Genomic DNA, 19665 nt, shown 5'->3' with positions numbered 1-19665 from the left:
CTCGGACGGAACGCTCACTTCCCGGCCCGCTTCTCCTCGACCAGGGTGACGACGCACTCGATGACCTGGGTGAGAGTCAGTTCGGTGGTGTCCACCTCGACCGCGTCGCCGGCCTTGGCGAGCGGCGAGGTCTTGCGGCTGGAGTCGGCCGCGTCCCGCTTGATCAGCGCCTCGCGGGTGGCGTGGACGTCGGCGCCCTTCAGCTCGCCGCTGCGGCGGGCCGCGCGGGCCTCCGGGGAGGCGGTGAGGAAGATCTTCAGGTCGGCGTCGGGCAGCACGGTCGTACCGATGTCACGGCCCTCGACCACGATGCCCAGCTCCGCGCCGGTGGCCAGCGAGCGCTGCAGCTCGGTGATCCGGGAGCGCACCTCGGGCACCGCGCTGACTGCGCTGACCTTGGAGGTGACCTCCTGGGTGCGGATCGGGCCGGCCACGTCGACGCCGTCGACCGTGATGGTCGGGCCGGCCGGGTCGGTGCCGGAGATGATCTCCGGCTTGCCGGCGACGGCCGCGATCGCGGTCGGGTCCTCCAGGTCGATGCCGTTGTTCACCATCCACCAGGTGATCGCCCGGTACTGGGCGCCGGTGTCCAGGTAGCTCAGGCCGAGCTGCGCGGCCACGGCCTTCGACGTGCTCGACTTGCCCGTGCCGGAGGGACCGTCGATCGCAACGATCACGGGCTGGGCGGTCGGGGCGCCGTTTTCCACGGGGGGACACCTTCCTGGTGCGGTGCGGGGAGCGGGGTGCGGGGAGCGAGAGCGCCCTGCACAAGGTTACTGGGTACGGGTCACTCGTCCGGACGCGCGCGTCCCGGACGGGATCCGGCCCAGGACGGCAGCACCGGCAGCGGGCGGCTACGGCCGCAGCGCCCAGCCCCTCTCCCGCAGCGCAGCCGTCAGCACGGGTACCGCCTTCGGCTCCACCATCAGCTGGACGAGACCCGCCTGCTGCCCGGTCGCATGCTCGATGCGGACATCCTCGACGTTGATCCCGGCCCGTCCCGCATCGGCGAAGATCCGGGCCAGCTGCCCCGGCTGGTCGTCGATCAGCACGGCCACGACCTCGTAGACCCGCGGGGCGGACCCGTGCTTGCCGGGCACCCGCACCTGGCCCGCGTTCCCGCGCCGCAGTACGTCCTCGATGCCCTGGCTGCCCTCGCGCCGCTTGTCCTCGTCGGAGGACTGCAGGGCGCGCAGGGCGGTCACGGTCTCGTCCAGGTCGGCGGAGACGTCCGCGAGGAGGTCGGCGACCGGGCCGGGATTGGCGGAGAGGATGTCGATCCACATCCGGGGGTCGGAGGCGGCGATCCGGGTCACGTCCCGGATGCCCTGCCCGCACAGCCGTACGGCGGCCTCCTCGGCGTGCTCCAGGCGTGCGGCGACCATGCTGGAGACCAGGTGGGGCATGTGCGAGACGAGGGCGACGGCCCGGTCGTGGGCGTCGGCGTCCATGACCACCGGAACGGCCCGGCAGAGCGAGACCAGCTCCAGGGCGAGGTTCAGCACCTCGGTGTCGGTGTCCCGGGTCGGGGTGAGCACCCAGGGGCGCCCCTCGAAGAGGTCGGCGGTGGCGGCCAGCGGGCCGGACTTCTCCCGGCCCGACATGGGGTGGGTGCCGATGTAGGCGGACAGGTCCAGGCCGCGGGCCTCCAGCTCGCGGCGCGGTCCGCCCTTGACGCTGGCCACGTCGACGTAGCCGCGGGCCACTCCCCGGGCCATCGCTTCGGCCAGGACGGCGGCCACGTGGGCGGGCGGGGCGGCGACGACCGCGAGGTCCACCGGGCCGGCGGGGCGCTCGTCGGTGCCGGCACCGAGCGCGGCCGCCGTACGGGCCTGCTCGGGGTCGTGGTCGTCGAGGTGGACGGTGACGCCCCGCTGGGCGAGGGCGAGCGCGGCGGAGGTGCCGATGAGCCCGGTGCCGATGACGAGTGCGGTCCTCACTGGGCGATGTCCTTGCGCAGGGCGGCGGCGGCGCCGAGGTAGACGTGGGCGATGTCGGCGCGGGGCGTGTCCGACTCGATGTGCGCGAGCACCCGGACGACCCGGGGCATGGCGCCCTCGATGTCCAGCTCCTGGGCGCAGATCAGGGGTACATCGGCGAAGTCGGTGCCGAGCTTGCGGGCGGCGGCTGCCGGGAAGTCGCTGTGCAGGTCGGGAGTGGCCGTGAACCAGATGCTGATCAGGTCGTCGGCGGTGAGTCCGTTCCGCTCCAGGATCGCGGCGAGCAGGGCGCCCACCTGCTCGTCCATGTGACCGGCCTCGTCCCGCTCCAGTTGGACGGCCCCCCGGACCGCTCGTACCGCCACGGCTCTGCTCCTCGCTGACATGCGTATCGGGTCTTGGTCGTCCAGCGTAGTCAGACCCCGCCGGCCGGGCGCGCGGCGCCCGCCCGCTGAGACGGAGGGCCGGCCCGGTGAAGGCCGTCCTGCGACCCCTTCGCTTCCTTCGAATCGGACCCTCTTAATGTAAATATGTCGCGAATTGACGCTTTCTTCCCATCAATGTCCGGAGTGACGACATGACCTACAGCACGACGCGACGCACGGCTCTCGCCACGGGCGCGGCGGCGCTCGCCGCCGGATGCGGCGGCACGAACAGCGGGAGCTCCACGCCGTCCGAGAGCCCCTCGCCGTCGAAGGACTCCGCGCCGCCCGGCAACGCCTCGGCGTCCGGCAACGCCTCGGCGTCCGGCAGCGCCTCGGCGTCCGGCAGCCCGGGGCTGGCGATGACCAGCGAGATCCCGGTGGGCGGCGGCAAGGTCTTCAAGGAGCAGAAGATCGTGGTCACCCAGCCGGAGAAGGGCGCGTTCAAGGCCTTCTCGGCGATCTGCACGCATCAGGGGTGCACGGTGAACCGGGTGGCGGACGGCACCATCGACTGCCCGTGTCACGGCAGCAAGTACCACATCGCCGACGGCTCGGTGGCGCACGGCCCCGCGATCAGGCCGCTGCCCGCCGAGACGATCAAGGTGGAGGGAAATTCGATCCGCCTGGCGTGAGCGGCCCGCGTACGCTCCCGGCATGCAGCCCGCGAACCCGGAGAACGCAGTGGACCTCGTACGCGACCACACGGTCTACGCCTGCATCATGGGTTCGCGGGCCTTCGGGCTGGCCACGCAGACCAGCGACACCGACCGCAGGGGCGTCTTCGTCGCCCCCACCCCCCTGTTCTGGCGGTTCGAGAAGCCGCCGACGCATGTGGAGGGGCCGGGCGAGGAGCAGTTCTCCTGGGAGCTGGAGCGGTTCTGCGAGCTGGCGCTGCGCGGCAACCCGAACATCCTGGAGTGCCTGCACTCCCCGCTGGTGGAGCGGGTGGACGACACCGGGCGCGAGCTGCTGTCCCTGCGCGGAGCCTTCCTCTCCCGGCAGGTCTACGACACCTTCACCCGCTACGCCCTCGGGCAGCGCCGCAAGCTGGACGCCGACGTCCGCACGACGGGCGCCCCGCGCTGGAAGCACGCGATGCACCTGCTGCGCCTGCTGATGTGCGCCCGTGACCTGCTGCGCACCGGCGAGCTGCGGATCGATGTCGGCGACCGGCGCGAGCCGCTGCTGGCGGTGAAGCGGGGCGAGGTCCCCTGGGCGGAGGTCGAGGCGCGGATGGTCCGTCTCGCGGCCGAGACCGAGGCGGCCCTGCACGGCACGCCGCTGCCGCCGGAACCGGACCACGCGCGCGTGGCCGACTTCCTGTACCGGGTCCGCCGCGCGTCAGCCTGCCTGCCGGACACGGACCACGAAGTCGTGCAGGGCGTCGTACGCGCTGGGCGCGTCGGGCAGGGCTGAGGCGGCCTGCGCCTCGTCGAGCACGGCGTGCAGCCGCTCCACGTCGGCCTCCACGCGCGCGTACTCGATGTCCGCGGGGCCGTGCTCGTGCTCGGCCTTGGCGGCTATCAGCTCGGGCAGATAGCCGGGCGCGTCCACCTGTTCCAGGAGCGTGGGCAGATGGGCCTGGACCTCGCCGCTGCGCATCAGATGGATGCCGGTGAGCAGCACGCGGAACGTGTAGAGCAGCGGCTTGAGTTCGCCGGTCTTCTCGAACAGGCGCACCTGGGTGACCGCGAACCCGCGGTAGTGGTGGGCGTGGTGGCTGGTGAGGACGCCCGGCACGAGGGCGGTCAGCTCGCGGTGCGCGTCGGTGGTGTGCGCGACCAGCGGTGACAGCAGCTGCTCCAGCACATAGCCGTTGCGTCGGAGCATCAGCCGGGCGAACTTGCGCACGTCGTGGGTGACGAGGTCCATCTCCACGCCGAACCGCACCCAGGCCTTCGACCGCGTCTCCTCCGGCTCGTGCAGCCCGACCAGGTCGGCGGCGGGCAGCAGGTGGGCGCCGCGCAGGTCCAGGTCGGAGTCCTGGGACGGGAAGCCGTACAGGTGGGCTCCGGAGACGGTCGCGAACAGCAGCGGGTCGGGCTGCTCGGCGATCACCGGCGTCAGGTCCATGTCGAGGTCATCGATCATGGGCCTAAGCGTCCCAGAGCGCTCCCAGGGCCAACAGGTCGCCCCGGTACTCGATCCGGTCGGCCCACTCGGTGGGCCAGGCGTCGGCGCCCAGCCAGGCGCCCGCGAAGGCACCGGTGAGGCAGGCGATCGAGTCCGAGTCGCCCGAGGAGCAGGCGGCCCGGCGCAGGGCGGTGACGGGCTCGTCGGGGAAGAGCAGGAAACACAGCAGCCCGGTGGCGAGGGCCTCTTCGGCGATCCAGCCCGCTCCGGTGGCCAGGCACGGGTCGGTCTCCGGGGAGACGCTGCGCACGGCCTCCTGGAGCCGGCCGAGGATCTCCAGGCACTCGTCCCAGCCGCGCGCGATGAAGTGCTCGGGGCTGGGGTCCTGGGAGCGGGTCCACAGATCGCCGAGCCAGGTGTGGTCGTAGCGGGTGCGGTGGTCGTAGGCGTACGAGCGCAGCTGTCCGACGAGTCCGGCCGGATCGGTGCCCTTGGCGAGCAGGTGGACCGCACGGGCGGTCAGGTCGGAGGCGGCCAGTGCGGTGGGGTGTCCGTGGGTGAGCGCGGCCTGCAACTGGGCCGCGCCGGCGCGCTGTTCGTCGCTCAGGCCTGGGGCGAGACCGATGGGGGCGACGCGCATGTTGGCGCCGCAGCCCTTGGAGCCGATCTGGCTGGCCTCCTGCCAGGGCCGGCCCTCCTCCTTCAGCAGGCTGCACGCGGTCAGGCAGGTGCGGCCGGGGGCACGGTTGTTCTCCGGCGACTGGTACCAGTTCACGAACTCCTCGCGCAGCGGCCGCTCCAGCCGCTTGGGCGCCAGAAGCCCCCGGTCCATGGCCGTCCGGAGCCCGCGCCCGAAGGCGAGGGTCATCTGCGTGTCGTCGGAGACGAAGGCGCTCCGGGGCAGCTCCATCTCCCGCCAGGGCCCGCACTTGGCGAGGATCGAGGGCACGTCGTTGAACTCGGTCGGGAAGCCGAGGGCGTCCCCGAGGGCGAGTCCGGTCAGGGATCCGGTGGCGGCGCGCTTGCTCGGGTGGAAGGTGGTCATGCGGGGCGTCCTTCCCGGGACGGTCGGAGCAGGGGCGGGTGCAGGGCGGTGGCGGTGCCCGCGCGGTAGAGGGCGGCCGGCTTGCCGCGGCCGCCGGTCAGCCGGGCGGCGCCGGGGACGGGTTCGACGAATCCGGGCGTGGCGAGCACCTTGCGGCGGAAGTTGGGCCGGTCCAGGGCCGTGCCCCACACCGTCTCGTAGACCTGCTGGAGCTCGCCGAGGGTGAACCGGGGCGGGCAGAAGGCGGTGGCGACTCGGCTGTTCTCCAGCTGGGTGCCGATCCTCTCGTGGGCGTCGGCGAGGATCCGGTCGTGGTCGAAGGCGAGCGGCCGTGCGGGGTCGTGGGGCAGCCAGCGGGCCTGGGCGGCGTCACCGCCGCCACGCGGCTCGGGGGGCTCGGGCAGCAGGGCCGTGAAGGCGACCGACACGACCCGCATCCGGGGGTCGCGGCCCGGCTCGCTGTAGGTGCGCAGCTGCTCCAGGTGCAGCCCGGAGACGTCGGCCAGGCCGGTCTCCTCGGCGAGTTCGCGCCGGGCGGCCGTCTCCGCGGACTCGTCGGGCAGCAGGAAGCCGCCGGGCAGCGCCCAGTGACCGGCGTACGGCTCCTGCCCGCGCTCGACCAGCAGCACGTGCAGGGCGCCCTCGCGCAGGGTGAGGACGGCGAGGTCGACGGTGACGGCGAACGGCTCGTAGGCGTACTTGTCGTAGCCCTCCACGCCCGTCCACCCCCCTTCATGGTCGGCCTTTATGGTCGGAGTGACTAATAGTCGTGATGACTATAAAGAGTGGGAGGTGCGGTCCGCAAGCCCCTCAGCGCCTCCTGGAGCCCCGTTCGCGCAGACGACGACGGCCGGTCCCGGGAATCCCGGGACCGGCCGTCAGAAAGCCGGGCAGACGCCTCCTAGAGGTCGACCTCCTTCATGAGCATCCCGACCTCGGTGTTGGACAGGCGACGCAGCCAGCCCGACTTCTGGTCGCCCAGGGTGATCGGGCCGAAGGAGGTGCGCACCAGCTTCTCGACCGGGAAGCCCGCCTCGGCGAGCATGCGGCGCACGATGTGCTTGCGGCCCTCGTGGAGGGTCACCTCGACCAGGTAGTTCTTGCCGGTCTGCTCGACGACGCGGAAGTGGTCCGCGCGCGCGTAGCCGTCCTCCAGCTGGATGCCGTCCTTCAGGCGCTTGCCGAGGTCGCGCGGGATCGGACCCACGATGGCGGCGAGGTAGGTCTTCTTCACGCCGTACTTCGGGTGGGTCAGCCGGTGCGCCAGCTCGCCGTGGTTGGTGAGCAGGATGACGCCCTCGGTCTCGGTGTCGAGCCGGCCGACGTGGAAGAGCCGGGTCTCCCGGTTGGTGACGTAGTCACCGAGGCACTGCCGCCCATCCGGGTCCTCCATGGTGGAGACGACACCGGCGGGCTTGTTCAGCGAGAAGAACTGGTACGACTGCGTCGCGACCGTCAGGCCGTCGACCTTGACCTCGTCCTTCTCCGGGTCGACGCGCTTGCCCTGCTCCAGGACGATCTCGCCGTTGACCTCGACCCGGGCCTGCTCGATCAGCTCCTCGCAGGCACGCCGGGAGCCGTAGCCCGCGCGCGCGAGGACCTTCTGCAGCCGCTCGCCCTCCTGCTCGGCGCCGGGGAAGGTCTTGGGCAGCTTGACGTCTTTCTTGCCCGCGTACCGCTCGCGGTTGCGCTCCTCGGCACGGGCGTCGTACTCACGGGAACTCGCCGGAGCCGTACGGCCGCGCCCGGTGCCCTGGCCCTGCCTGGGTCCGCCCTTGGCGCCGCCGCGCGCCGAAGCGCCACGACCCGACTTCGGGCCGTCCTGGGTGGCGCCGGGGCCTACGTCGTAGCGCCGCTCCTCCGGGCGCGGCTTCTTCGGCCGGCCGCCCTGATTGTCGTCGCGGGCGTTCCCGGCACCGCGGTAATTACCGCGGCCACCGCTGCTCCCGCCGCGGCCGCCGCTGTTGCCACCACGGCTCCCGCCGTTGTTTCCGCTGCTGTTCCTGCCGCTACTGCTTCGCATCAAAGTTCCGTCTTGTCGTCTGCGTCCTCGGAATCCGGAGCGTCCGGATCGAACGACGGCACGCCCTCCTGGGTCTCGGCCTCGATCGCCTCCGCCTCCGGGAGGAAGGGCGCGAGCTCCGGAAGCTCGTCCAGGCCGCGCAGGCCCATCCGCTCCAGGAAGTAGTTCGTCGTCCTGTACAGGATCGCACCTGTTTCGGGTTCCGTGCCCGCCTCCTCCACCAGACCGCGCTGGAGGAGCGTGCGCATCACGCCGTCGCAGTTGACCCCGCGCACGGCGGAGACGCGGCTGCGGCTGACCGGCTGACGGTAGGCGACGACGGCCAGAGTCTCCAGCGCCGCCTGGGTCAGACGGGCCGTCTGGCCGTCCAGCACCAGCCGTTCGACGGCGGGCGCGTACGCGGCGCGGCTGTAGAAGCGCCAGCCGCCCGCGACGAACCGCAGCTCGAAGCCGCGGCCCTGCACGGTGTAGTCGTCGGCCAGCTCCCGCAGCGCGTCCGCGATCTGCCGCTTCGGCCGCTCCAGGAGCTTCGCCAGGTGCTCCTCGGTCGCGGGCTCGTCCACGACCATGAGGACCGCCTCCAGAGCGGGCTTGAGGTCGAGATCGGCGACGGTGCGGAGCCCCGCCGGGAGTTCCGCGGTGTCCTCGCTCATGCCTTCTTCTCCTCCTTGGGCTCCTCGGGCGGCCGGTCGAACTCGTCCGTGACCATCGGTGTCTCGTCCCCGTCCCCGGTCCAGCGCACGATCAGGTCCCCGAGCGCGGTCTCCTGGTCCAGCGCGACGACCTTCTCGCGGTACAACTCGAGCAGCGCGAGGAAGCGGGCCACCACCGTGAGGGTGTCGTCGGTGTCCGCCACCAGCGCCCGGAAGCTGGCCTCGCCGAGTTCCTTGAGGCGCGCGACGACGATCCCCGCCTGCTCCTGCACGCTGACCAGCGGAGCATGGATGTGGTCGACGTACACCTGCGGCTTGGCCTTGGGCTGCATCGCCTTGACGGCGAGCTTGGCGAAGCCCTCGGGGCCGATGCTGATGACGACCTCGGGCAGCAACTCGGCGTGCTGGGGTTCCAGGCCGACGGTACGGGGATAGCGGCGGGCCTCCTCGTCCAGGCGCTCGTTGAAGATGTCGGCGATCCGCTTGTACGCGCGGTACTGCAGCAGGCGCGCGAACAGCAGGTCCCTGGCCTCCAGCAGCGCGAGGTCGGCCTCGTCCTCGACCTCGGCGGCGGGCAGCAGCCGAGCGGCCTTGAGGTCGAGGAGGGTGGCGGCGACGACGAGGAACTCGGTCGTCTGGTCCAGGTCCCAGTCCGGCCCCATGGCCCGGATGTGCGCCATGAACTCGTCGGTGACCTTGGAGAGGGCGACCTCGGTGACGTCCAGCTTGTGCTTGGAGATGAGCTGGAGGAGGAGGTCGAAGGGGCCCTCGAAGTTGGAGAGACGGACCTTGAAGACACCGTCGGAGGGCTCTCGGGGTCCGGGCTCCCCGGCAGCCACGGGGGCCGTCCACGGCTCCGGCTCGGGAATGTCCGGCTCGACAACCTGCGGCTCAGGAATCGCCGGCTCGATCACCTCCGGCCCAGGAACCTCCGGCTCGGGGATCTCCGGCTCGGCGACCTCCGGCTCGGCGACCTCCGGCTCGGCGACCTCCGCGGGCACCGCGATCGGCTCGGCCTGCGGAGCACTCGCGCCCGGCCCCCGCCCCAGCGCACGCCGCCGACCGGCGCCTGCGCCGGGGGCGGGGATGGGAACGTCGTTCGAGGTCATGGCCCCCGCAGGCTACCGCTACCGTCCGCGCAGCCGCCGTACCAGGATGCTCGCGTCCCCTCGGGACTCCAGGTCGGCCAGGACCACGGCGACCGCCTCGCGCACGATGCGCCCGCGGTCGACGGCGAGGCCGTGCTCGCCGCGGAGCACGAGTCGCGCGTGCTCCAGGTCCATCAGTTCCTCGGCCGAGACGTACACCGTGATCTTCTCGTCGTGCCGCTCGCGTCCGCTGGGCCGCCGGTTGGCCGCCCGCCCCCGCTTGCGGGGCTGCGCAGCCGCCGCGGCGGAGGAGGCAGAAGAACCTTCCTGCGCCGCCTGTCGCCGGGCCGGCCGGGTGCGGGACTCGCCGGCCTCGGCGTGTTCCGCGTCCGCCGCGACGTGCTCCGCACCCTCGCCGTCACCGCCCTGGACGGGCACCGACGGCGGCACATCCTCGGCGGCGGCCACATCGTCGCTCTCCCCCGCGGGAGCCGGCACCCGGGCCTCGCCGTTGGCCCCGCGCCGGGGCGTGGACGGCTGGAGTGCCATCCCCCCTGTCGTGCGGAACAGTTCGTCGGCCCCGGGCAGACTCACTCGGCGTGACACCGGGCGAGCACCTCCCTGGCGAGCTGGCGGTAGGCGGCGGCACCGACGGAGTTGGAGGCGTACGTGGTGATCGGCTCACCGGCGACCGTGGTCTCCGGGAAGCGGACCGTGCGGCCGATGACCGTGTGGTAGACGTGGTCGTCGAACGCCTCGACGACACGCGCAAGCACCTCACGGCTGTGCACGGTGCGCGAGTCGTACATCGTGGCGAGGATGCCGTCCAGTTCCAGGTCGGGGTTGAGCCGCTCCTGGACCTTCTCGATGGTCTCGGTCAGCAGGGCCACACCGCGCAGCGCGAAGAATTCGCACTCCAGCGGCACGATCACCTTGTGCGCGGCCGTCAGGGCGTTGACCGTGAGCAGGCCGAGCGAGGGCTGACAGTCGATCACGATGTAGTCGTAGTCGGGCATCAGTGGCTTCAGAGCGCGCTGGAGCGTCGACTCGCGCGCGACCTCGGAGACCAGCTGGACCTCGGCGGCCGACAGGTCGATGTTGCTGGGCAGCAGGTCCATGTTGGGGACCGCCGTCTTCAGCAGGACCTCGTCCGCCGACATGCCCCGCTCCATGAGCAGGTTGTAGACGGTGAGGTCCAGCTCCATCGGGTTGACGCCGAGACCCACCGACAGCGCGCCCTGCGGGTCGAAGTCCACGAGCAGCACGCGTCGGCCGTACTCCGCGAGCGCGGCACCCAGGTTGATGGTCGACGTCGTCTTGCCGACGCCGCCCTTCTGGTTGCACATCGCGATGATCGTCGCGGGACCGTGACTGGTCAGCGGGCCCGGGATCGGGAAGTACGGCAGCGGGCGCCCGGTCGGGCCGACGCGCTCGCGACGCTGGCGGGCAGCGTCGGGCGCGAGCGTGGCCGCGTACTCCGGGTCCGGCTCGTATTCGGCGTCGGGGTCGTAGAAGTGCCCCTCGGGCAGTTCGTCGTAGTCGGCGAAGTGGTTGTGGGGCGCGCCACTTCCGTCGCCGGCCATGGCGTTCACGTGATGGCCATCCATGCTCTGGTGTGCTGTCCGGGCGGTCTGCGGAACCGGACTCTGGTGGGCTGCGAAGGTGCGCACAGCTACGGAGCCGACAGCCTCGAATCCCGCGGGGCCCTGGCCCCGTACCGGCATTCCTGGTTGACCACCCCCGGGAGAAAATGTCGACTCATTCACAAGTCGTCTTACCTCCTTGGTGACCAGGAAACTTCTAGACAAGGTCAGCGTGGCACCATGCCGACGGTTGGCGACTCTATGGCGTGTCGGCGGTCCGCAGCAACACAATCCGCCGGACCCGGCAGGATGTGTCGGCAATGAAACATCCCGCTGTCAAGGGCGTACGGCCGTCGCACAGCAGGTTTCACCGGTGTGCGAATCGGTCGAAGGGTTACGTTCGAGGCGAGTTGACCGAGAGTCGCAAAGTGACCATACACACATCCGGCCGGACCTTGTCGGGCAAGGTCCGGCCGGGTGCGTGCTGTTGACGACCTGTGTTGACGTATCGCCTTTTGCCTGTCGCCGACTTAGCGACTCACCAGTTCACAGGGGTCAGCCGAGCAGGGTCTCCAGCTCCACGTGCTCCAGGCCGTGCGCCTCGGCGACCTCCTTGTAAACGACCTTGCCGTCATGGGTGTTGAGGCCCTTGGCGAGCGCGGCGTCGCGGCGCAGCGCCTCGACCCAGCCGTTGTTGGCCAGCGACACGATGTACGGCAGCGTGGCGTTGGTGAGAGCGTTGGTGGAGGTGTTCGGCACCGCGCCCGGCATGTTGGCGACGCAGTAGAAGACCGAGTTGTGCACCCGGAAGGTCGGCTCGGCGTGCGTGGTGGCACGCGAGTCCTCGAAGCAGCCGCCCTGGTCGATCGCGATGTCGACAAGAACACTTCCGGGCTTCATACGGGACACCAGCTCGTTGGTGACGAGCTTGGGGGCCTTGGCGCCCGGGATGAGAACGGCGCCGATGACGAGGTCGGCGTCGAGGACGGCCTTCTCCAGCTCGAAGGAGTTGGACATGATGGCCTTGACCTTGGTGCCGAAGACCTTGTCGGCCTCGCGCAGCTTGTTGATGTCACGGTCGAGCAGGGTCACGTCGAAGCCCATGCCGACGGCGACCTGGGTGGCGTTCCAGCCGGAGACGCCGCCGCCGATGACGACGGCCTTGGCCGGGGTCACGCCCGGGACGCCGCCCGGCAGCACGCCGCGGCCGCCGGCCGGACGCATCAGGTGGTAGGCGCCGACCTGCGGGGCCAGGCGGCCCGCGACCTCGGACATCGGAGCGAGCAGCGGCAGCGCGCGGTTCGGCAGCTCGACCGTCTCGTAGGCGATGGCCGTGGTGCCGGACTCGATGAGCGCGTCCGTGCACTCCTTGGAGGCGGCCAGGTGCAGGTAGGTGAAGAGGATCTGGTCCTTGCGGAGGCGGTGGTACTCCTCGGCGATGGGCTCCTTGACCTTCAGCAGCAGGTCGGCGGCGGCCCAGACCTCGTCGGCCGTCTCCAGGATCTGGCCGCCGGCGGCCACGTACTCGGTGTCCGTGATCGAGGAGCCGAGGCCGGCACCCCGCTCGATGACGACCTGGTGCCCGTTGCGCACCAGCTCGTGCACACCGGCGGGGGTGATGGCCACCCGGAACTCGTTGTTCTTGACCTCGCGGGGGATGCCGACCTTCACGTCGATCACGGTCCTTGGCTCAGAGGGTATGGGGGGTGCACTACAAGACATACCCAGGCATGCAGGGGCATACCGGGAGACACCGCAGGAGAACGTGCGGCAGAGCCAGTTTAATGAAGGCGTTCCGAGTGTCTAGCCTTTCATTGCATCAATCTTCGCTGGATGCACTGCGGATTTCGCAGGCGTTAGCGTCCTGTTCCGGACTGGCGTCGTCCTCCTGGGGCTCCTCGCCCAGCATGCGCTCGGCCGTCGCGCGGTGCAGGTGGGCGGCCGTCGGGTCGCCCAGCCGGTCCAGCGTGTCGGCCAGCCGGAGCTGCAGCGCCGCCTGCAACCGGACCTCGTCGGCACGCCGCGCCCACTCCACCGCCTCCTGGCAGGTGCGCAGCGACTCCTCGGGGCGCCCCGCGTACTCCTGGACCCGGGCCAGTTCGCTCAACGCCCGCGCGTGGGCGGCGACATCGCCTTCCTTGCGGTATCCGGCGGCGGACGCCCGCCAGTTCCTCAGCGCCTCGCCGTAGCGGCCCGCGTAGGTGTGCGCGGTGGCGATCCGGCCGTACAGCCGGGCGGCCTCCACGCGTTCGCCCCGGGCCAGTCGCTCGGCCAGGGCCCGGCCGAACCAGTCGGCGGCCCGGTCGTAGTCCGCCAGCTCCAGATGGGCGCCCCCTACGGATTCCATCGCGCGGCCGGTCGCGTACGGGTCATTTGCTTCGCGTCCGGCATCCAGCGCGGCCCGGTAGCGGGCCAGCGCGGCCCGGGTGCGTCCGGTCTGCGCGTCCAGATCGCCCAGGTTCAGCAGGGCCGCGGCCCTCTCCCGGTGCAGTCCGCGCCGCTCGGCGACATCGAGGACGAGGCCATGGACGCCGTACAGGTCGGCGGCCGCCGCCTGGGTGCCGAAGTGCGCCGCCATGGCCCTGACCAGCTGGGACATCAGCCGTCGTGCGAGCGTGTCCAGCTCGCCGTCGGCCACGGCCAGGCGGACGGCGGCCAGCAGGGCCGGCCTGCGCACATCCAGCCACTCGGCGGCTGCGCGCGGGGTGGGGAAGCGGACCGGCCGGGGCATCTCCTGGAGCTTCTCCCTGGCCTGCGGGCTGTCCGTCTCGGTGATCGCCCGGCACGACTGGAGCAGCCGTACCGTCCGCTCCAGCATGCGGGCCCGGGCCAGCTGCAGCTCCGCAGGGCGTTCCTGGCTCTCGGCGAGCGAGCGCAGCAGCGGGTGCAGACAGCCGGGGACGTCGTACTCGGGCAGCGGGGAGTCCACCGCGCGCAGCAGGCCGAGGGCGACGAACTCGTCCAGGGCGGCGCGGGCGGCGTCCACCGAGCAGCCGGCCAGGGCCGAGGCGGTGTGCGGGTCGATCAGGCCGGCCGGGGCGAGCGAGAGCAGTCGCAGTATCCGGGCGGCAGGGCCCGGCAACTGGTCGTGGACGAGTTTGAAGACGCGGGCGAGCGGGGTCACGTCGGCGCCGTCGTCGGCGTCGGTGTGCATCCGCTTGGCGAGGTCGGAGACGGCCGCCTGGGGCAGGGAGGCGAGCCAGCCGCCGGCCAGGGTGAGCGCGGCCGGATGGCCCTGGCACGCCTCGGCGAGGGTCTCGGCGGAGCGCGGATCTACGGTGATGCGGACCGCACCGGTGTAGCGGGTGAGGAGTTCCACCGCCGACTTGGTGTCGAGGCCGCCCAGGGTGCAGGGGCGGACGTCCGCGATGCCGGTGAGCGGGCCTCCGGAGACGGCGACCACCAGGCAGTCCGGGGTGTCCGGGAGCAACGCGTCGACCTGCTCGGCGCCGGCCGCGTCGTCCAGCAGGAGGAGGGAGCGCCGCTCGGCGAGGGCCGCACGCAGCGCCTCGGTCAGGTCGTCCTCGGCGGCCCCGGCGGGTGCCTGCACGTCCAGGTCGCTGAGCAGTGCCCGCGCGGTGCGCTCGATCGGTACGGGGGTGCCGTCGGGCTCGCTGAGCCGGGCCCGCAGCACGCCGTCGGGGTAACGCTCGGCAACCTGGCGGACGAGTTCCTCGGCGAGGGCGGTCCGGCCGGAGCCGGGGCGGCCCGCGATGAGGAGCACGCGCGCGCGGGGGGCCTTGCGGCCGGAGAGGGTGTCCAGGCCCGCGCGCTCGATGTCGGCGCGCAGTTCCTTCAACTCCCGTGTGCGGCCCAGGAATTGGTCCGCCGTGACCGGGTGCGCGGACAGCCGCACGCCGTCTGTGTCCACCGCCTGATCCGTCACGGGCCACGCTCCCGTCCCACCGCACGCGCATGCCCGCCGGGTCTTCCGGTACGGGCGTGTTCCAGAGCCTAGTTCACGCTCTGCGACGTTCCGGGTGGAGCGCGGCGGGCACGTCCCCCGATCGGATCAGGCGATCGTCACATCAACGCACGGACGGGTGGGTGACGGGTGGGTTCAGGACTCGAAGGGACGCGCGGGCCACGGCGCGTCCGCCGGGCGCAGGGCGTCGAGACCGTCCCCGCCCCGGGCCGCGACCAGGGACAGGACGCCCACGACCAGGCAGTTGTTGTGCACGTCGCCGGCGAGTACCAGGCGCACCAGCTCGTCGGCCGGTACGCGCGCGTACTCCATGTCGGTCTCCTCGTGCTCCGTCGCGAAGCGCTCCCCCTCGGCCTCGGACAGATCGCGGGCGAGGAAGATCCGTACGGCCTCGTCGCAGCCGCCGGGGGTGGTGTACACGTCGGTCAGCACCCGCCAGTCCTCGGCCTTGACGTGCGCCTCCTCGTACAGCTCACGCTGGGCGGCGTGCAGCGGGTTCTCACCGGGCACGTCGAGCAGACCGGCCGGGATCTCCCACAGCTTCTGCCGCACCGGGTGGCGGTACTGGCGGATGAGCAGGACGCGGTCCTCCTCGTCGAGGGCGAGGACGGCCACGGAACCGGGGTGCACCTGGTAGTCGCGACGGACGACGGAGCCGTCGGGCATGACCACGTCGTCCGTGCGCACGGAGGTCTTGTTGCCCACGAAAGGCGTCTGCGTCGCCCGGATCTCCCACTCCTCGGGAGTGTCCTTGATCGTCATGCCCTGTCCTTCCGCGCGCTGTGAAACAGACCGGCCGGATGAAACCGGGGTGCTCACCCTTTGAAGGTATGCACCCCGGCCACCGTACAACTGGTGTGTTACTTGGAGTTCTTCCGCTCGACCGAGGCCTTCACCAGGCCGGCGAAGAGCGGGTGCGGACGGGTCGGCCGCGAGCGCAGCTCGGGGTGCGCCTGCGTGGCGACCAGGTAGGGATGGACGTCGCGCGGGTACTCGACGTACTCGACGAGCTTGCCGTCCGGGGAGGTGCCCGAGAAGAGGATGCCGGCGTTCTTCTCCAGCTCCGCGCGGTAGGCGTTGTTCACCTCGTAGCGGTGGCGGTGCCGCTCCTCGACGTACTCCTTGCCGTCGTACACCTCGCGCACGATGGAGCCCTCGGCCAGCTTCGCCGGGTACATGCCCAGCCGCATGGTGCCGCCCATGTCGCCCTCGCCGGCGACGATGTCCATCTGCTCGGCCATGGTGGAGATGACCGGGTGGCCGGTGGCCGGGTCGAACTCGGTGGAGTTGGCGTCCGGGATGTCGGCCAGGTTGCGGGCGGCCTCGATCACGATGCACTGCAGGCCCAGGCAGAGGCCGAGCAGCGGGATCTTGTTCTCGCGGGCGTAGCGGATGGCGCCGACCTTGCCGAGCACACCGCGGTCGCCGAAGCCGCCCGGGATGCAGATGCCGTCGACGTCACCGAGCTGCGCCTTGGCGCCGGCCGGGGTCTTGCAGTCGTCCGAGGTGACCCACTTGATCTTGACGCGCGCCTTGTTGGCGAAGCCGCCCGCGCGCAGCGCCTCGGTGACCGACAGATAGGCGTCGGGCAGGTCGATGTACTTGCCGACCAGGGCGAGGGTGATCTCGTGGTCGGGGTTGTGGACGCGGTCGAGCAGGTCGTCCCAGGTCGTCCACTCCACGTCACGGAAGGGCAGGTCCAGCTTGCGGACGACATAGGCGTCCAGGCCCTCGGAGTGCACGACCTTCGGGATGTCGTAGATCGAGCGGGCGTCCGGGCAGGCGACCACGGCGGCCTCGTCGACGTCGCACATCAGCGAGATCTTGCGCTTGATCGCGGTCGGCACCTCGCGATCGCAGCGCAGCACGATCGCGTCCGGCTGGATACCGATGTTGCGCAGCGCGGCGACGGAGTGCTGGGTCGGCTTGGTCTTCAGCTCGCCGGAGGGGCCGATGTACGGCAGGAGCGAGATATGGACGACGAAGACGTTGTCCCGGCCGACCTCGTGACGGACCTGGCGGACCGTCTCCAGGAACGGCAGCGACTCGATGTCGCCGACCGTGCCGCCGACCTCGGTGATGACGACGTCCACCTCGTCGGTGGCCATGCGCCGGATGCGGTGCTTGATCTCGTTGGTGATGTGCGGGATGACCTGCACGGTGTCGCCCAGGTACTCGCCGCGGCGCTCCTTGGCGATCACGGTCGAGTACACCTGACCGGTGGTGACGTTCGCGGAGCCGTCCAGGTCGCGGTCGAGGAAGCGCTCGTAGTGGCCGATGTCCAGGTCGGTCTCGGCGCCGTCGTTGGTGACGAACACCTCACCGTGCTGGAAGGGGTTCATCGTGCCCGGGTCGACGTTCAGGTACGGGTCCAGCTTCTGCATCACGACACGCAGACCGCGGGCCTTGAGCAGCATGCCCAGGCTGGAGGCGGTGAGGCCCTTGCCGAGCGAGGAGGCGACACCCCCGGTGACGAAGATGTGCTTGGTCGTCGTGGATTTGGGCGTCATGGCCAAGAGGGGGCTCCCGTGGTCGCTGTCTGTGATGCGGTCCGGCCCCCTGCCCGGAGAGTTCCGGAGGCGCCGTCGCTGCGGTTCGGGGGTTTGTCGCCCACCGGTCCACGGGCTACCAGCGTAACAGCGCCCGAGCGGGATGGCTTCCGGCCACGCTCCGCGTTCGCACCGACACGGGATGCCCCGCCACATGCGTCGACACCGGCACGCACCGGTCACACCGTTCTTACCCCGCGCTCACTCTTTCGGCCCACACGGGTTGCCCGGAGCGGCACGCAGATCATCTACGTGCGTCGTATCCTGCTCGGACACTCGCTGCCGAGCCCGGCCGGAAACGACGGCACACCCCCGCCTGCATCACCCGGAACAACGAGCGCGCGGCAGTTCGTTGAGCAAAGACTGTCGTTTTGCCTCAGGACTCGGCAGGCTGCTTTGCTTCACCGCTCAACGACGCACAACAACGACCCCTTGACCGCACTAGCGACAGCCCCCCTGCGCGGGGGTGACGTGGCCGTTCGACTGGAGTTGCACGTGGCCGGGCGCATCGAAGATTACGCACTCATCGGAGACATGCAGACCGCGGCACTGGTCTGCCGGGACGGCACAGTCGACTGGCTGTGCCTGCCCCGCTTCGACTCGCATGCCATCTTCGCCGGCCTGCTGGGCACAGAGGAGCACGGCTTCTGGCGGCTCGGCCCGGCGCACGCCGCCGACGCGGCGCCCCCCAGGGCCGCCCGGCGCAGCTACCGCGGCGACTCGCTGATCCTGGAGTCCGAGTGGGACACCCCGCGCGGCACGGTGCGTGTGACGGACTTCATGCCTCCGCGTGACGGTGCCCCGCAGCTGATCCGGATCGTGGAGGGTGTCACCGGCCGGGTGCCGATGCGCTCGGCGCTCAGGATGCGGTTCTCCTACGGCCGGGTGGTGCCCTGGGTGCACAAGCACGAGGGCCGCACGGTGGCGGTCGCCGGACCGGACTCGGTGTGGTTCGACACGGAGGCCGAGACCTACGGCAAGGCGCTGACGACCTACGCCGACTTCACGGTCGCCCCGGGTGACCGGATCGCGTTCACGATCTCGTGGGAGCCCTCGCACAAGCAGCCGCCCGCACTGCCGGAGCCGGAGCTGTCGCTGCAGGCGACGGAGGACTTCTGGCGCGACTGGGTCGAGCACTGTACGTACCACGGCCCGTACCGCGAGGCGGTGGTCCGCTCGCTGATCACCCTGAAGGCGCTGACGTACGCCCCCACCGGCGGCATCGTGGCGGCCCCCACCACCTCGCTGCCCGAGGACATCGGCGGCGTCCGCAACTGGGACTACCGCTACACGTGGCTGCGGGACGCGGCGATCACCCTGTCCTCGCTGCTGCGCACGGGCTACCGCGACGAGGCCCGCGCCTGGCGCGAGTGGCTGCTGCGGGCGGTCGCCGGCGACCCGGAGAACCTGCAGATCATGTACGGCATCGCGGGCGAGCGCGAGCTGGGCGAGGCCGAACTGGACTGGCTGCCCGGCTACGAGAACTCGGCCCCGGTCCGGGTCGGCAACGGCGCCGCGCACCAGCTCCAGCTGGACGTGTACGGCGAGGTCACCGAGGCCCTGCACCTGGCGCACATGACGGGTCTGGCCCGCAACGACTACGCCTCGCTGCTCCAGCTGAAGCTGATCCGCTACCTGGAGGACCACTGGCAGGAGCCGGACGAGGGCATCTGGGAGGTGCGCGGCCCGCGCCGGCACTTCGTGCACTCCAAGGTGATGGCCTGGGTCGCGGTGGACCGCACCATCAAGCTGATCGAGTCCGGGGATGCGGACGGCCCGCTGGAGCGCTGGAAGGAACTGCGCGAGGACATCCACCGGGACGTGTGCGAGAAGGGCTACGACAAGGACCGCAACACCTTCACGCAGTCCTACGGCTCCAAGGAGCTGGACGCCTCGCTGCTGCTGATCCCGCAGATGGGCTTCCTGCCCCCGGACGACAAGCGGGTGATCGGCACGATCGAGGCGATCCAGCGCGAGCTGTCCACCCCGGACGGGTTCATCCTGCGCTACCCGACGGAGGGCGAGAGCGAGGGCGTCGACGGCCTCCCGGGCGACGAGGGGGCCTTCCTGGCCTGCTCGTTCTGGATGGCGGACGACCTGGCGATGATCGGCCGGGTGGACGAGGCCCGCAAGCTGTTCGAGAAGCTCCTCGCGCTGCGCAACGACCTCGGTCTGCTCGCCGAGGAGTGGGACCCGCGTCTGCAGCGCCAGGTCGGCAACTTCCCGCAGGCCTTCAGCCACGTTCCGCTGATCGACACCGCGCTGCGGCTGACGGCGTCGGGGGCGTACGGCGGCTGAGCGCGTACGGATCCGGACCAGAGGCTGAGCGCGTACGGGATCCGGACCGGTCGCGTGCGGCCG

At 71.2% G+C, this 19665-nt stretch carries 18 protein-coding genes; 3 read left to right on the top strand and 15 right to left on the bottom strand.

Features of this window, described 5'->3' with window-relative positions; all coding sequences use genetic code 11:
* Positions 1-14: 14 nt before the first annotated feature.
* The 3 genes from cmk to aroH all read right to left on the bottom strand — a co-directional run bounded on the left by cmk (position 15) and on the right by aroH (position 2305).
* Positions 15-707 (bottom strand): (d)CMP kinase, encoded by a 693-nt coding sequence (gene cmk / locus ABZ471_RS28875; protein WP_359070352.1) that lies wholly within the window; start codon positions 705-707, stop codon positions 15-17.
* 147 nt (positions 708-854) lie between these two features.
* Positions 855-1940, bottom strand: coding sequence for a prephenate dehydrogenase (locus tag ABZ471_RS28870; protein ID WP_359070350.1), 1086 nt, complete (start codon positions 1938-1940; stop codon positions 855-857).
* Positions 1937-2305 (bottom strand): chorismate mutase, encoded by a 369-nt coding sequence (gene aroH / locus ABZ471_RS28865; protein WP_359070349.1) that lies wholly within the window; start codon positions 2303-2305, stop codon positions 1937-1939. The genes ABZ471_RS28870 and aroH overlap by 4 nt, the downstream gene beginning before the upstream one ends.
* Positions 2306-2517: 212 nt before the next feature.
* Between aroH and ABZ471_RS28860 the strand changes: the two genes are divergently transcribed.
* Entirely contained in the window at positions 2518-2997 is a 480-nt protein-coding gene (locus ABZ471_RS28860; protein WP_359070347.1) for a Rieske (2Fe-2S) protein, read from the top strand.
* A gap of 22 nt (positions 2998-3019) precedes the next feature.
* Positions 3020-3781, top strand: a complete 762-nt coding sequence (locus ABZ471_RS28855) for a nucleotidyltransferase domain-containing protein (RefSeq protein WP_359070346.1) — start codon at positions 3020-3022, stop codon at positions 3779-3781.
* On the opposite strand, the gene ABZ471_RS28850 is transcribed toward ABZ471_RS28855, so the two are convergent.
* From ABZ471_RS28850 to ABZ471_RS28795, 12 genes are all read right to left on the bottom strand, one after another.
* The gene (locus ABZ471_RS28850) at positions 3707-4456 is read right to left on the bottom strand and encodes a nucleotidyltransferase domain-containing protein (RefSeq protein ID WP_359070345.1); all 750 of its coding nucleotides are present in this window, start codon (positions 4454-4456) and stop codon (positions 3707-3709) included. The two genes, ABZ471_RS28855 and ABZ471_RS28850, sit on opposite strands and share 75 nt — an antisense overlap.
* 4 nt (positions 4457-4460) lie before the next feature.
* Positions 4461-5483: an ADP-ribosylglycohydrolase family protein gene (locus ABZ471_RS28845; protein ID WP_359070343.1), complete on the bottom strand. Its 1023-nt coding sequence runs from the start codon at positions 5481-5483 to the stop codon at positions 4461-4463.
* Positions 5480-6199, bottom strand: coding sequence for an NUDIX domain-containing protein (locus ABZ471_RS28840; protein WP_359070341.1), 720 nt, complete (start codon positions 6197-6199; stop codon positions 5480-5482). The genes ABZ471_RS28845 and ABZ471_RS28840 overlap by 4 nt, the downstream gene beginning before the upstream one ends.
* A gap of 185 nt (positions 6200-6384) precedes the next feature.
* Complete coding sequence (locus ABZ471_RS28835; RefSeq protein WP_359070339.1) at positions 6385-7506, bottom strand: pseudouridine synthase; 1122 nt, start codon at positions 7504-7506, stop codon at positions 6385-6387.
* Positions 7506-8159 carry an SMC-Scp complex subunit ScpB gene (scpB, locus tag ABZ471_RS28830; RefSeq protein ID WP_359070338.1) on the bottom strand — a complete coding sequence of 218 codons (654 nt, stop codon included), beginning with the start codon at positions 8157-8159 and terminating at the stop codon, positions 7506-7508. The genes ABZ471_RS28835 and scpB overlap by 1 nt, the downstream gene beginning before the upstream one ends.
* A complete protein-coding gene (locus ABZ471_RS28825; RefSeq protein ID WP_359070337.1) occupies positions 8156-9268 on the bottom strand; it encodes a segregation/condensation protein A in 1113 nt (370 codons plus the stop codon). The genes scpB and ABZ471_RS28825 overlap by 4 nt, the downstream gene beginning before the upstream one ends.
* Positions 9269-9286: 18 nt before the next feature.
* Positions 9287-9853 carry a hypothetical protein gene (locus tag ABZ471_RS28820; protein WP_359070335.1) on the bottom strand — a complete coding sequence of 189 codons (567 nt, stop codon included), beginning with the start codon at positions 9851-9853 and terminating at the stop codon, positions 9287-9289.
* Positions 9838-10971, bottom strand: a complete 1134-nt coding sequence (locus tag ABZ471_RS28815; RefSeq protein WP_359070334.1) for a ParA family protein — start codon at positions 10969-10971, stop codon at positions 9838-9840. The genes ABZ471_RS28820 and ABZ471_RS28815 overlap by 16 nt, the downstream gene beginning before the upstream one ends.
* A gap of 414 nt (positions 10972-11385) precedes the next feature.
* A complete protein-coding gene (gene ald / locus ABZ471_RS28810; protein WP_359070397.1) occupies positions 11386-12501 on the bottom strand; it encodes an alanine dehydrogenase in 1116 nt (371 codons plus the stop codon).
* Between the two features lie 148 nt (positions 12502-12649).
* Positions 12650-14716, bottom strand: a complete 2067-nt coding sequence (locus tag ABZ471_RS28805; RefSeq protein ID WP_359070332.1) for a tetratricopeptide repeat protein — start codon at positions 14714-14716, stop codon at positions 12650-12652.
* Between the two features lie 174 nt (positions 14717-14890).
* The gene (locus ABZ471_RS28800; protein ID WP_359070331.1) at positions 14891-15517 is read right to left on the bottom strand and encodes an NUDIX hydrolase; all 627 of its coding nucleotides are present in this window, start codon (positions 15515-15517) and stop codon (positions 14891-14893) included.
* Positions 15518-15615: 98 nt separating this feature from the next.
* Entirely contained in the window at positions 15616-17265 is a 1650-nt protein-coding gene (locus ABZ471_RS28795; protein ID WP_359070329.1) for a CTP synthase, read from the bottom strand.
* Positions 17266-17799: 534 nt separating this feature from the next.
* On the opposite strand from ABZ471_RS28795, the gene ABZ471_RS28790 reads away from it, so the two are divergent.
* Positions 17800-19602: a glycoside hydrolase family 15 protein gene (locus ABZ471_RS28790; protein WP_359070395.1), complete on the top strand. Its 1803-nt coding sequence runs from the start codon at positions 17800-17802 to the stop codon at positions 19600-19602.
* Positions 19603-19665 lie beyond the last annotated feature (63 nt).

Origin of the sequence: Streptomyces sp. NPDC005728, from assembly GCF_040630895.1 — a bacterium.
GTDB lineage: Bacteria > Actinomycetota > Actinomycetes > Streptomycetales > Streptomycetaceae > Streptomyces.
Note: the sequence above shows the minus strand (reverse complement) of the source record. Positions and strands in the feature narration are given on the sequence as shown.